This window comes from Zavarzinella formosa DSM 19928 (assembly GCF_000255705.1).
GTDB classification, from domain to species: Bacteria; Planctomycetota; Planctomycetia; order Gemmatales; family Gemmataceae; genus Zavarzinella; species Zavarzinella formosa.
Window position 1 is genome coordinate 297,892 of the sequence record NZ_JH636444.1, and the last position, 14,384, is coordinate 312,275.

9 protein-coding genes are annotated in these 14,384 nt (G+C 54.7%); 6 read left to right on the forward strand and 3 right to left on the reverse strand.

The window, feature by feature from the left end:
* Nucleotides 1–306: 306 nt before the first annotated feature.
* Complete coding sequence (locus tag BGIM_RS0130210) at nucleotides 307–516, reverse strand: helix-turn-helix domain-containing protein (protein ID WP_020473413.1); 210 nt, start codon at nucleotides 514–516, stop codon at nucleotides 307–309.
* A 209-nt stretch (nucleotides 517–725) separates the two neighbouring features.
* Nucleotides 726–1,811 (reverse strand): hypothetical protein, encoded by a 1,086-nt coding sequence (locus BGIM_RS0130215; protein WP_020473414.1) that lies wholly within the window; start codon nucleotides 1,809–1,811, stop codon nucleotides 726–728.
* Between the two features lie 999 nt (nucleotides 1,812–2,810).
* On the opposite strand from BGIM_RS0130215, the gene BGIM_RS58525 reads away from it, so the two are divergent.
* The gene (locus BGIM_RS58525) at nucleotides 2,811–4,595 is read left to right on the forward strand and encodes a serine/threonine-protein kinase (protein ID WP_162136300.1); all 1,785 of its coding nucleotides are present in this window, start codon (nucleotides 2,811–2,813) and stop codon (nucleotides 4,593–4,595) included.
* Nucleotides 4,596–5,072: 477 nt separating this feature from the next.
* Here BGIM_RS58525 and BGIM_RS0130225 read toward each other — a convergent pair whose 3' ends face one another.
* Nucleotides 5,073–5,639: a hypothetical protein gene (locus BGIM_RS0130225; RefSeq protein ID WP_020473417.1), complete on the reverse strand. Its 567-nt coding sequence runs from the start codon at nucleotides 5,637–5,639 to the stop codon at nucleotides 5,073–5,075.
* A gap of 19 nt (nucleotides 5,640–5,658) precedes the next feature.
* Here BGIM_RS0130225 and BGIM_RS58530 point away from each other — a divergent pair, with 19 nt between their 5' ends.
* From BGIM_RS58530 to BGIM_RS0130260, 5 genes are all read left to right on the forward strand, one after another.
* A complete protein-coding gene (locus BGIM_RS58530) occupies nucleotides 5,659–6,456 on the forward strand; it encodes a hypothetical protein (RefSeq protein ID WP_157369532.1) in 798 nt (265 codons plus the stop codon).
* Nucleotides 6,457–6,736: 280 nt separating this feature from the next.
* A complete protein-coding gene (locus BGIM_RS0130240) occupies nucleotides 6,737–7,042 on the forward strand; it encodes a hypothetical protein (RefSeq protein ID WP_157369533.1) in 306 nt (101 codons plus the stop codon).
* Nucleotides 7,043–7,148: 106 nt separating this feature from the next.
* Nucleotides 7,149–7,931 (forward strand): formylglycine-generating enzyme family protein, encoded by a 783-nt coding sequence (locus tag BGIM_RS53125; protein ID WP_020473421.1) that lies wholly within the window; start codon nucleotides 7,149–7,151, stop codon nucleotides 7,929–7,931.
* 863 nt (nucleotides 7,932–8,794) lie between these two features.
* A complete protein-coding gene (locus BGIM_RS0130255) occupies nucleotides 8,795–12,025 on the forward strand; it encodes a hypothetical protein (RefSeq protein ID WP_020473423.1) in 3,231 nt (1,076 codons plus the stop codon).
* A complete protein-coding gene (locus BGIM_RS0130260; RefSeq protein WP_020473424.1) occupies nucleotides 11,944–14,271 on the forward strand; it encodes a hypothetical protein in 2,328 nt (775 codons plus the stop codon). Before BGIM_RS0130255 ends, BGIM_RS0130260 begins: the two co-directional genes overlap by 82 nt.
* The last annotated feature ends 113 nt before the right edge of the window (nucleotides 14,272–14,384 follow it).

The window sequence follows — 14,384 nt, forward strand, 5'->3', positions numbered from 1 at the left end:
ATCCAAACCCGCCGTGAATGGATCGCCTTGCGGTGATCCGGGATTTTGATTTAACATGGAATGAGTTCCTTAGATTGTTTGGTCCGATGGGCCGAGGGATCGGTGAGACGATCCCTCGGCCCGGTTCTGGGCTTCACTTCTGGAAGTGGTTCGGCCGACACGGCCGGTCTGGTAGCTCATCCCCGAAAAAAAGGGGAAGGCCAATAACCGTCAGCTTTTGCCGTGCGGTGAGTTCTCGGTTTCGGTCGCCAGTTCTGCGGGCGTAGATCAGCAAGAGAACCCACATTTCCGGCGGGTGTTCGATGTTCACGAAACCCCGCATTCTGCCAGACGGCGAACTTCGGCATCGGCGACGAGAACCCGGCGGCCGAAACGAATCGTCTGCACTTTCCCGGCGTCGATCAATCGAATGAGATGCCGGTGCGACACATTCAAGAATTTGGCGGCATCATGGAGGGGCCAAGGCGAGCCATTTGTGCGAGATGATGCTGAAACACTGTCGAGGTTGGTTGGCATGAGTGATCCCTTTATTCGCGGTCGGTGTCAAATGACACCAGTTTCACACCTGCGATGAAAAGGGAGCCAAAAGACAAAAAGACATGCTTTGACTGATGCCGCTTCTGAAGAAAATGTCTGGAAAATCCGGGAGATGCCCCTGGCTGACAGAGGCGGAAAATATTTCGGAATGTCTTTTTTGTCTCTTGGTCTTTGTGCTTTGAAATGCGTTAAACGTCTTTAGCCCGGACCACACTCTTCCCCGTTGGAGCGGCTCGTAGTCTTTTTTTGATGCCGCGAGCGTGTCGGCCTCGTGTTAGGGATTTCTTGAATGCAGCAAGCGAGAGAGGGGCAAATTCCCGCACCCGATCATCATCGTGATGATCGTTCAGCCATTTGTAAACTTCTTCGTCGGTGGAATGAATCGATAGACTTCCATCTAACTTCCCGATGGAGAGAGCAAGAAAATAAGCCTTAAGGGCTTCCTCTGGGGCATTTGTGAGTTTTGGCTTCTGCATCACCTGCTGAGTCATGTTAATATCTGCAACTGCTTGATGAGCATTCTGAAGATCGGCCGGGTGGCCGGGACGCTTGTGGCCCTGATCCTGAGTGATTGGCATCGAACCGTTCACTTCCTCCGCGTTGCTCATCAAGACCGATTGCCGTGAGCTTTCCTCTTTCGCCAACCCATCAAGCCAACGCAAGTATTTGACCTGATTGCGAATTGTGTCTTTGGGCCAATCTTCGTTTTGCTCCCATTGATCGCCTTCGAGCAATCCGAGGCGGTCGGCATGAAACCCGGCCTCTTTGATGATTTCAAGGGCCGCCGACCCTGAAGTCGCGTCGATGGAATCCCTTAACGAGGCTGAAGTGCGAATTTGAACAATCAACGGTGCTATCCATGCCCGGAATCCGTTCCAGGTTCGGATGAAGTTCTTAGCCTCGAAATCCCAAAACGGTTTAAGCAACTGGATTTTAGATTGCTCAAATGTGCCGGGGGAAATCCCATTCGTGGCGTTGCTTTCAGGAATCAGCTTCAGATATCCCTGAATTGCCAGTCGGTTCAACCCGTCGGCCAGTTCTTCGTCTGAACCTTGCCAAAACGGATGACCCTTTGAAACAGTGCTATTCCAGTAGCCCTTCACTGTCGGGGGTATTATTGCTCCGTTTCTTTTGGGATCACTGACACATAGAAGAAGTCCGTCCTTATCGTCTTGTAACTCCGAATGGCCGATGTGAAGTTCCGCCAGCAAGGTGAGGCTCTTGAGAATCAGACGGTCAATTCGTGCGTGTTCAGCGGCCACGTTGACTGACATAGTCTCTCCGGTCACAAGAATGCGAAGGAATGACTAATTATGTCCCAACAAGACTACACTCTCAAGGTTCGACGGGCGGTTCCCGGTTTGGAAAGTGGCGAGGGCCAAGGGAGAGGTGAAGTGAGATGACTTTCCACCCGGAGGCTCCGGGAGCGGATTTGGCCTCGACTCGGCCGCCCGTCCGAACAGATTGATCCAAAAGTTAGCCATCAGAGTTTTTGTGAGTTCAGACGGCTGATAAACCCCGGCAAATCTCCTGTTTCAACGACCCCGAATTTTGACAGGAGAATTTTTTCGGTCCCGAGGAGGGCCACCCAGACGGCGGGCCGTCTCCGGCAACACGCAACGCGATCCCGCACGATGATCTCGCGTCAGGATGGCGGCTGTCGTTGGTGGCCATTCTGCCGGTGGCAACCGCAAGGCCAGTGCCGGAGGGCCGAATCCAGCAATTGAAGCCAGCCGCGTTGGCCTCCGTTCCTTGAAAAGTCCAAGCGGGCGAATCAAATACCTTCACTATCCCGCACCAAGCGGAACCCTGCCTGCTCGCCGTCGGAGTTCCACATGACTTTCTTCCTGAAATGCGTCGCTGGTGCTGCCCTGGACCAAGGGCTGAAGGGATTCGCTGATTTTGTGCCCGGCGGGAATTACATCATGTCGGTGGCCGAGGAGACACTCAAGAGGTATCGAGGTCAGAAGAAGGACGACGAACAACGAGCCGAAGTACAGGCAATGGCCCGGATGACGTTCGAGCAGATGCGGGAGGATGTCCGGCAAGGGTTCCGCGAACTGATGGCCGAGAGAGTGAATCCGGTCCCACCTTCAGAAACGATCCTGCTTGAACAATGGCTTTCAGGGATTCCCGAGGCGGCCCGTCTTTCGCTCCGCCGTCGGGAGGACGTCACCGGCCGGTCGGTCCCTTGTGACTTCTTCCTGAGAAATGCCGACGACATATTGCGGATGCTGCCCCAACAACCTCCCAAGTTCATTGCGGGAACTCCGTTGCCCGGCCGTCCGGGATGGGTTCTTGAACGAGTTCTTGGGGTAGGTGGTTTCGGTGAAGTTTGGCTGGCGCGTCATGCCCGCCGTGAGAGCATGTTCGGGGCGGTGAAATTATGTTCGGCCGGTGATTTGGATATCCTCCGACACGAAGGGGGCGTTATTGATTCCCTCATGGCTGCCGGTTCGCATCCGAATGTCGTCCCTCTTCGTGACGATGGTTTGGCCGAGGAACCACCGTGGTTGATGTTCGAGTACGTAGAGGGTGGAACGCTTGCGGACTGGATTCTCGCCTTGGGCAAGGCGAGCCACGAAACCCGGCTTCAGCAAATTCTTCGGGCCATCCGGCAGTTGGCCAAGACAGTTGGGCATTTTCATCGTCAAAACCCGCCGATCATCCATCGGGATCTGAAGCCGTCCAACATCCTCTTTGACCGTCGGCGCCAGAAATTGCGGATCACGGACTTCGGACTTGGTGCGATGGTGGCGACGAAGGCCATCGACAATGAGAAGAACGGCACCATAAGCCGGTTGAGCCGCGAGGTGTCTTTCTTAAGTGGCTCTCATACCCCTTTGTACGCCAGCCCGCAGCAGCGAAACGGCGAGCCGCCCGATCCGCGTGATGATGTCCACGCGCTGGGGGTGATCGCTTTTCAGATGTTCACCGGGCATTTGGACCGGGGGGCGGGTCCGCACTTCCTTGAAGAGCTTCGGGAAGTCGGCGTGGTCGAGGAATTGATCGAGATACTACGCGCTTGCGTCGCCCATCGTCCCGGCTGGCGTCCGGCCGACGCGAGTGTTCTTTCAGATCAACTGGCGAAGTTGACACCAAATAAATCTCAAATGATTGAATCGCCACTTTCGTTGCCGGTTAAGGAAATGGCAACTCCCGAAAAAGAAGTATTTCTACAAAACGCCGCACAAACTCTGTCATCGAATGGAGATCACCAAACGGCCATCAGTCAGCCACTCCCGGCTAGTGCAACGCAACAATCGTCCGTGCCGCAGGAGGCGTCCCCGCAGCAGAATGTGGCGTTCGTGGCAGCCTTGAAGGCGATTCGCAACTATCACAATGCCACGACGCTGGAGGAAAAGGCCAAGTGGAAGCAAGCGGCCGAGCGGTTGCACCAGATCGTGGTCGGCGATTCGAGGTCGGTTGACTGGTTACGATTGGCTGCTGAACAAGGTGATGTTTCCGCACAATCTAATTTCGGATTGATGCTGAGTGAAGGCAGGGTGATTGAGAAAGACGAGACCCAAGCCGTCGAATGGGATCGCAAAGCCGCCGAGCAAGGAAATGTTCTTGCACAATGCAATCTTGGATTCATGCTTGAGACTGGCCGAGGCGTCGTGAAAGACGAGACCCAAGCCGTCGAATGGTATCGCAAAGCCGCCGAGCAAGGAAACTTTCTTGCACAATGCAATCTTGGACGTCTTTTTGCCACCGGCCGAGGTGTCACGAAAGACGAGGACGAAGCCGTCGAATGGTATTGCAAAGCCGCCGTTCAGGGACACTCGGAATCGCAATTTCAACTTGGAATGGTGTACGCAGAGGGATATGGCGAGAAACCCCATTTAGAATTGGCTGCTTTGTGGTTTCAGAAGGCTGCCGATCAAGGCCATTCGGAAGCACAGTTTTATCTAGGGTGGCTGCACTTTGAGGGTTGGGGAGGACGTGAGAAGAATGCAGCGTTGGCAGCAGAGTGGTTTCAGAAGGCGGCCAATCAAGGACATGACAAGGCGCAGGCTTATCTCAATCACTTCATTGCCTTAGAAGGCCCGGAATGAATAAGGCACCAAAATGGTTAAATTCAACTGATTATCAGATTTACCGAGTGTGATCCACATATTTCCTTGCGACCATCAGATTAATACCAACTATGTGACAATCATACAAATTACGAGTTCAGCGTGAACTTACGAGCCTACATTCAATTTTGGTTGACGATCACTTTGACTTCACCGCGCCGCCAAGAGGCTTCAAACGGTGAAGGCGATGCCACGAATCGAAAACAGCAAGGAAGGGAAGCCGGATGACGGGTGTGTTGCGACCGGCTTCCCTTCCTTGGTTTCGATCCGATGACCGTAGGAACCCGTTTCATGCCTTCGTCCGGCACTATCAAAGGAAGACCGGGGCCAATCACACCCGTGTCGGCTTCCCGGCCTGAAGAGCGGCGGTGAGCGCGGCCCGTTCGGTAATGTCGTCCTGCTTCTTTCGTTTCCTTCGTTTAGTTCGTGCCTGTTATCCTTCGCTTCCTTCTGACATCACTGGCTTGGCGGTGTGAATTCCGGTTGGAAAGCGTAAGGAGTGCCAGTCATCTGGAGCCACTGCTTTTGCTGGTCTGGGGTCAGAAACTGTTTGAGACGTTCCTGACGCTGAGTCCAGTAATCTCTGTAGGCTTGCGTTCCACGGAGGGGATCAGTCGCCCCGAGGCGGTACACATCTTGCAATTGCTGATTGCTCCAGTCTGCTTGTGATCGCAAGCCTGTGATCTGGGCCGGGGTGAGGTTCAATTGTTTCTGGACGGCCGGATCATAAAGGCTGTTGAATCCTCCATATTGGTAGTTGAGTTGTTGATAACGGTTTTGCTGGCTGTCGGTGAGGACGTTGCCAGCCGCCTTGCTCCAATCATTGTAATACTGCTGATTCAGTGCCTGCGTCCTCGCAAATCGCTCGGCGGGTGCGAGAGTGCTGAGATTGCTGTAGCTGTCACGGTATCGGGCCTGCATTTGCTGAGTCAACGTATTTAGCCGACTCATCTGTTCCGGCATGAAATTCAGCGAACTGCTCACGTCATTCATGCGAGCCAGCGGATTGGGGGAGGTGTTCACCGTGCCCGCCTGAGTCGCCGTGGCAGGAGTTCTTGTTCCGGGAGTTGTGGTTCCAAGAGTGTTGCTTCCCGGAACCGCCGTTCCGGGCGTTGTCGTCGATGTTGTGGTTCCGGGAACTGTCATTCCGGGGATGGATGTTCTCGGCGTGGTAGTTCCGGGCGTCGCCGGGGCAATGGTTCCGGGCGTGGTGGTTGCGGGCGTCATTGGGGCAGTGGTTCCGGGCGTGTTTGTTCCCGGTGTCGTTGTTGGAGTGGCCATTCCCGGCGTGGTGGTTCCCGGTGTTGTTGTCGTGGGGATGGTTCCGGGGATGTTCGTACCGGGCGTTGGCATTGGCGTGGGCGTGGTTCCGGGGGTATTCGTACCGGGCGTTGGCATTGGCGTGGGAGTGGTTCCGGGCGTGTTCGTACCGGGCGTTGTTGTTCCCGGTGCCGGTGTAGTCGGAGTGGTGGTTCCGGGGGTTGTCGGCGTAGCGGGCGTGATCTGCCCCGGTTGGGCCGGGTTCATCGGCGAAGGAGTGGCCGGGCTTCCGGGAGGCGAGGTGGCCGGGCTTCCGGGAGGACTTCCCGGATTTGGAGTGGCCGGACTACCGGGTGGGCTTCCCGGATTTGGAGTGGCCGGGCTTCCGGGAAGGCTTCCCGGATTTGGGGTGGCCGGGCTTCCGGGGGGACTGCCGGGAGCCGGAGTGGCCGGACTTCCGGGAGGCGTGCTTCCGGAAGCGGGGGTGGCCGGACTTCCGGGTGCTGGAGTCGCCGGGCTGGCCGGAGCGGTTGGCCGCCCCGGCGCAGCGGCTGGAGGGGCTGAACAAAGAGGAGCCTGAGCGGCGATTGAAGCGGCCAAGGCAAGGCCAAAATATAGTGATCGCATGGCGGGAAGCACCTAATAGGGGGCGAATCGTCGCAGGACGATCATTGAAATGATTGCAACCAATGTGCCACGGCGATGATTTTGGCCCGATTGGCGACTTCCCTGACGAAGCATGGTTCGCAGATTTGATGAATTTCCCAACCGGCCATTGCTTTTGACGGCCATTCATCGGCCGGGTAACTTGATACCGAATACTGGATTAATGCACAATCAAGCCGCAAGTTGAGCAATAGATGGCTGTAGTTCGCACCGATACTGTTCAAAGACCCGTTGCAGTGCCTCGTCGGGGGGTGAATTTCCACCCCGGCTCGACGATAGATCTCATGCCGTGCAGCCATTTCGGCTCGATGGGGTTCAACAACGATGCCTTGACCGGCAGGGACATGGATATCGCGCACTCAGGGTTGATTGTCCCCGATTTTGTCCTCAAAAAATTTCCAGAGTCCGAAGAGGGTCGCCACGGCACCGGGGTGTTCCCCGGTAACACGCAACGAACTTGGCACGACAGTGATCTGGCTTGGCCTCCGGTGTTCGATTGAATTTTCTCGCTGGCTTCTTGTTCCAGAATATCTGAGAATTGCCTGAAAGAACTCGTTCGGGTGGCGGCACTACCATCTTGCGCTGCTATTCCTCTGAGTGATCCCCATGTGCCAAATTCTTGCCTTGTTGCTGTTGCTCCCTCTGACGGGGTTTGCCCAAGAGAAGAAGGAAAAGACCGCCGATCCAAAACCCGGCGAGGAGCGTGAGTTTGAAATCTTCAAAGAAGTGAAGATGCGTTTCTGTTGGATACCGGCGGGGAAGGCGACATTGGGATCGCCGACCGAAGAGAAAGAACGGCGAAAGGACGAAAAAGAACATGACTTCGAGACGAAAGGTTTCTGGCTTGGGAAGTACGAGGTGACGCAGGGTGAGTACGAAGGTGTGACGGGAGACAACCCGAGCAAATACAAGAGGGCAAGGTTGCCGGTGAATTCGGTGAGTTGGGAGGACTGCCAGACGTTCATCGAGAAATGCGGGGGGAAGGGGATGAAGTTGAAGCTACCGCATGAGGACGAGTGGGAATATGCCTGTCGCGGGGGGAAGGGGAACAAGCAGGCGTTTTACTGGGGCGATGTGTTGAACGGTGACAAGGCAAATCAAGATGGGACTCTCCCATATGGGACGACGACCAAGGGCGAATATCTGAAGAAGACGACGGAGGTAGGTAGTTACGAGAAGGCGGCCCCCCACCCGTGGGGTTTGTGCGACATGAGCGGTAATGTCTTCGAGTGGTGTGAAAATTTACATGGTATCGGAAGTTCGTTCCGGGTGTCCCGAGGCGGGAGTTGGGTCTACGACGCCGAGTTCTGCCGGTCGGCGTTCCGGCTAAGGGACGACCCGACGATCCGGCTCAACGACCTCGGGTTCCGTCTTGCCTTAGTTCCGTAGTTTTGAGGGTCAGGTTTTGTGGACGGATTTCCAGGTTCTCAAATCACCCCTTCCCCTCCCACGGCAACCGGTCATCGGCCCCCGTTGTGTCGGTTCGTGGCTGAATCGCTGGATGGTTTAACAATGCCGCAATGGCGGACCGTTGCTCCGGGGGAAGGGCGGCCAGTTCGCCGATCAACCGGGCCAAATCCAGCACGGGAGAGACGACGTTCGCGGGGGGTGTTTTGGCGAGTTGGTGCGTCCGGTGGTGCGTCGGAGTGGGCGATGCTTCAAAAGTGCCTTGTTTTATAGTGGTTTCGATGCCGTCGTTCTTGGTTCGAGTCCAAGTCGCGGAGGTATTTGAACTGGTAGCGAAAATCGCCTACCAACCACTTAACTGAGAACACCCGGAGCAACCCTCCGGGTGTTTTTGCATTTGCGGCCTATTTTACGGGGATTTTCGCTGTCCCCACCCAACTCCCATTTGCTCTGGTTCGAGACAGAGCAATCGCCACCCCGATGCGAACCCATGGGGTTTGCATCGAACCCCACTCAAAAATCGCGAAAAAGTCTCTCGCTCTTGGAGAGTGTCCAAGAGTGGGTTAACAAATGGAGTTGAGCGAAGAGCGAGAATGAAGGGGCGAAACCCTGAAAGATCTGATGTTGGATCGTTGGGCAAGTCGATTTTTTTCAATGAGCCATTTCACACAAAGAACCTTTCCAGCAATAATCAATCTGGATCTTCCGCATGTTCACTCGTTGAACAGAAGATGACGACCAAAACACTCGACGGTCGAGCTTGTGAATATCGTCTGACAAGCGTAATCTCAACCAATCTTCAAACTAAGTGACGGTTTTTCACCAATCACATCGCAGAGCCAAACATGGCGAAGAACACTCCGGCCAAAAACTCCGGCGGGCAAGGGTTCAATTATGAAGACCACGTTGCGGCCACATTCATGCTTGGGTTGTTGGGATCGGCTCACCCTTTGGGCTCTGGAAACGGCACTTTGAAGCGGATTGACTGGCAAGCCAAGGAAAGCGGCTGGCATCTTGATGATCTCATGCTGACATTCGGACAGGGAGAAAGTGAACGTACCGCAGGAATTTCGATCAAGAGCTCCAAGAAGGTCACAGAATCCGGTTTTTCGACTGATTTCGTCGAACCCTGCTGGGCCCAGTGGACGGGATTGGACACCAGGCGAAAATTTAGGATGGATCGAGATCTGATGGTGTTGGTGACCAGTGTGCTGGCCCTTGGAATTCGCACCGCATGGGACCACCTTCTCAATACAGCCAGCGCAGTATCAGCCGCCCCTGAACGAATGGCAATTCGTTTGCAACAGTCGAAAAACATCGGCGATGGTTCGCATGCCTCAGAACTGCAACGCACATTGTTCGCGAGTTTTCACTGTCCGGCCTCTCTTTATCACACCGGCAACCATGACGAAGTTGAGACGGCAAAACTGCTTCGGCACGTTCGAGTGATCCATTTGGATTTCGAGAGCGAGCCCTCCCAGGCGCTCGAAGATTCGCTGGAAAGAAGCAGGTCAATCCTACGAAGCGGCACGTCTGAATCTGCCCGCTCGTTGTGGAACCACCTGACTCGGATCGCCTCGCAGAAACGCGGCCGAGGAGGAAGCATTGACTTGCCCGAGCTGCTTGTGTCTTTCCGAGGCCAGTTCGAGTTATCCGAGCACCCGGATTACCAAAACGATTGGACCGAACTTTCTCGACGGTCCAAAGAACGATATGAGCTAATCGGGCAGACGGTTGGCGGCGGCATCCGGTTGTCCCGGCGTTCGACGCGACGACGGATGAGTCGTCATTTTCAACTGGGGCGCTTTTGCGTTCTCATCGGCGCGTCGGGTGTGGGAAAATCCGCGATTGCCCGGCGGTTTGGAGAAACGCGTTACCGGTTGGTATGGCTGTCGACGGAACTCTTCCGATCCGGTCGAGAGTCAGATTTCGAGGCATTGCTTGGCCTGCGTCATTCGTTGTCCGCAGTCATCGCCGCGTCTTCCAAAAAAGTCTTGGTCGTCGTTGATGGATCGGAGGGCTTGGAAGCTCCCGGACTTCAGCTTGCCGCGAAGATCATTGCTTCACTTCTAGTGCTTCGAGTCGGCAGCCCGCGTATTGTCCTGACCGTCCAGCCGGACGGGATCGCTCGCCTGCATACAGCGTTCGCGATGGCTGGAATTCCCGCTTTGGCCTGGAGGCGAGTGATTGTTCGCCAGCCGTCCCAAACGGTCGTCGATCAATTGCTGGCCCGATTTCCAGACCTGAAAACGGCATCCTTCCGTCCGGAATTTCGCGCCCTATTGCGAAATCTCAAAGTGTTCGATTGGGTTGTCAGGTTTCAACGAAGTGGCGGGTTCGTGGACAAGACCATACCCAAAACTTTGACTGCCCTCATCGACTTGATGTGGGCGCATATTGTTGAGGATGGACCTGCCGGACTTGCAGGGGCCGCGTTGCTAAAGCGAATTGGGGCGGCCGAGGCCGACCGTTTGATCCCTGGGATGCCTTCGTCTGAGGCAGGCGCCGAGGAACTTTCCTCAGTCGCGGCACTCAAATCGACAGACGTGGTATGCGTGTCCGACGAGCAAATTCGGTTTGTTCATGACATGTTCGCTGACTGGGCCAGACTGAAGCATTTGGTCGAGCAGCGTCTTGAACAATCCGAAGCAACCATTCGCCGGGCCGCGACACCGGGTTGGTTTCGAGCCGTGCGGTTATATGCCCAACGGCTTTTGGAAATGCCCGGCGACGGAGCTTCACGCTGGCTCGGATGTGTTCGGTCGCTCGGGACAGGTTCACCCGAGCATTTGATCATTCGAGATCTTTTTCTTGAGGCATTGGTGATTGCGAACGATTCGGAGACTCTGCTCAAATATGCCTGGCCGGCGCTCGTGAGTGACGATGGTGAATTGTTGCACCGGCTGTTGGACCGCTTCATTTTCATCGGGACCGTCCCCGACCATCGAATCCTTTCATCCATCCAAAACAGAAAAGTGGCTTCGGAATTGGAGCATTTGGTACGGACCCCGTTCGAGCCTTACTGGACCGGCGTGCTTGCCATCCTCGCCGAGAAACATGACGATGTGATCCGGTGCGCGCTGGCCCCTGCGGCAAAACTCTTTCGACTCTGCCTCGGGAAGGTCAGGCTGCGGCCTGACACAGAATCGCTCCGGCTCACTGCTGCCAAACTGTGCTTGATTATCGGTCGGGAAGTTCAAACTCAGGAAGCGGAGGGGAAAAGCGATATCGACGACGAGGTGCGGACCGAGTTGTACGTTGCCCTGTTATGGTCTGCGGTGGAATACCCTGAAGAATTCGCCCGGCTCTGCCTTGAATTGACGACCAGAAGGCCGGAATCCGAATCAGTCCGTCTGCGACGCGAAGCCGCCCGTGAAAGGAACCGGCTCGAAACAGAACGAATGATCGCCGTCAATCCGGCGGCCTCGACACTTCTTCGCCCGCCAAGCATTTTTGCCTTTTCGGGGTCAAAGAGGCCGCCATGGATGGACGGACCCTCCAGTGAGGTGGATGAGGCATTCCAAAAGGCGTGTTTGGACCATACGGCAGTGATGCCATTAGTGGTGAAGCGTCCAAAGGAAACACTTGAAATACTGCTCGCCGTCCTCATCGAACCGCCGAAATATTATCATCACGAAGGACACGATGATCTGTTTGATTCGTTAGGTCTTGATCAACTCCTTCCCGGCCAACCAGCATTTTATTCTTTGGGGCCATTCTGGACGCTGCTCCGCCAAGGTCAGGTGACTGCTGAGTTTTGCCTAACCCTTGTCATTAAAGTGGTAACTTCGCCACAGAACGATGGCGGGAAAATTACGATCACTACATTCAGTCGCAAGGCAACAATCGTCACGATGAATCAGGGAGCATGCGGGTACCGACTCCGGACGGCTGGGTCGAATGTCATGGAGACAGAAATGTTCTCCGATGGCATGAGGGCTGGCGGACAAATCAGCCCATTCTTGCGTCGATGCTCATGGCAGTCGAGAAATGGTTGTATGACGAAGTGGATGCGGGACGCGCCGTGGATGAATGGGTTCGCAGAATACTCGCCGAATCGCGGTCAGCCGCGTTGATCGGGGTGCTTCTGCAACTGGGGAAATACAAGCCAGCCCTGCTCGGCGGATCAATGAAGCCACTCTTGGGAGTGTCTGAAATTTATTCGATGGAGCAACGGTTGCGCGTTGAGAATTCGGTGAACCCATTCTGGTCACTGGAATGGTCTCGATACGGAGAAGATGCTTGGAATCAGGCAAGAGATTGGTTGTGGATGCCTCATCGAAAAATCCTTTTCTTTGATCTCGTAATGCCTCTTATTCTCCACAACAAATTCGTTCGTTCCGAATTCTTGCAACATTACGATCAGTGGAAAATACGGGTCAGTCAAAGACCTGACGATGCGGATTGTCAGCACGCAATTAACCAGTTTGAAGTCGCCATTCGGTTTTTTCAAGCGATCGAGGCGGGAGGAGAGCATCTAGCCGAGTTTGAAGAATGGCAACAAGCGAAGCAAAAAGAAGCAGCTCGCGACTTGGAGGAAATGAATGCTAACCTACATTTTTTGACACTTGCTCCGCAATGTCGCAAACGAATCGATGAACACTCTCCTTTTCCGTCCGGGCAACTGGGTGATTTTTGGATTTCGTTGTTGAGGATAGCGGAGCGGCCAGACAGCGAATCGGGGGAAGACAGAAAAGCAGATGCGGTCCTCGGCGGCCTTGCCCTCATGCTCAGGCTTCACCAGGAGTGGGTGTTTCAAGACACGGAACGCGTGAGCTTCTGCCGAACTCAGCTTCGATCGTTCCTGGACAGTCCGCGAGACCGCAGACCGTACGATTTTCCAGAATCGGTCGGCGACTTTGACGCAGAAACCTTCGCCGCAGAATGCGGGGTTGCGTTGTTGTCGGCAGACAGAAATGATCTCCTTGCCCGACGCCTTGTGCTCTCCGGATTGGTCTCCTTTCGATACGCGACGGTAGAGGTGACCATGCGGTACGCACACCAGCAAAGATCCTTGCTTGGAATTGAGTTCCAGAGAATGAAGTCGTTTGTGACAGATTGGTCACTCTGTCAATGGATTCTGCATTGGGCATCGGAATGGCGTCTTGACCGGAAACGCATTTGGGAAAGGGAATGCCTGCCGAAGATACGGGATTTTGAGAGGGGCGAATCATCGATCCCCAACCGATCAATTGCAGAACTCGATTCCATCGGTCGATCCCGACTCAAGTCGCTTTTCTCAAGCCATCTTGTCTTGCGGGAGCGTCAATCAGAATCTGGTTGGCGTCGGATAATGCGACGAGTCGGCATACGTTGGGTGATCGACAAATGCCGAGGAATGCCGCCCAAGTTCGCAAAGCCAAATGGTGACATTAGTGACGAAGTGGAAAGCGATCCAGATCGAGAATTTCTGTCAGTCCGTCACGGTGTTCCGCAGACATGGCCTGGAGTAAACCCGGAATATCTTCGCGCGGGGTTTGCCTGGTTAGATGCCGCAACAACCGAGACGCCCGTCACTGATGAGACGGTCAAGGCACTGATCGATTTGTTGCCCGTCACCCTTCGCGGAGTTTCAGCCTTGCACCCAACAACTCGCTTGCAAAAGACACGGTTTCCATCACATTTCGATGATTGGCTGAGCGAACGAGTCGCAATGATCGCCATTCGTCCAGAAACTCAAAAATATGCTGTTCATTTATGGGAACCGATTGTCAAACTGGGTGAGCGGGGGCAATTCTGGGTCAGACACTTTCTCTCGGTGTGGTTCCGGACGGCGAACAATCCTGCTCTGCGTCCCCAAGACTTTGTGAATGTTTGGAGGAAGATGATTTGCCTGGCGCTCGACGATCCGAATTGGGAAAGGAACCACAACTTGCGTTGGAGCGAGGAGACGATTGTAAATGATTTGCTCGGTTTTGGTATGGGAATGGCCGTGTTTGGGGACAACGAGCAATTTGTCGAACCTCTGACAACGCTGTTGCCGGAATTCCAGCGGGCGGCTGAACGCTGGTTCAAACATGCTGGAATTGTTGAAGAATTCCGTGGCTTTTGTGTCAGACCCGCTGCTGTTGGGTTTTTGCTTCCGGCAATCCGTTGGCTGTCCCAGGCCCGGTTGTTTTGGGACAATTGGCCATGGGACAAAGACCGGTTTGCTCGATCGCTCGTGAGAGTTCTGCAGTCAGTGCTTGACCGTCATCGATCCTCTATCGAATCGGATGACGATCTCCGCAAAGGCTATGTTTCGCTTTGCGGAAGACTTGTTGCCGAGAATCATCATTCGGCTCTGGTTCTGCGGGAACGGTTCTCGCCGGGCAACACGTGAAAGAGAACATTTCCTTCTCTGTGGGCAAACGAGTGGAAATACATCATTCCACGCCAATTGCGTGATTATTTTTTTCGTGCCACCTTTCCACTCTCGCGTGTATTAGTTCTCCG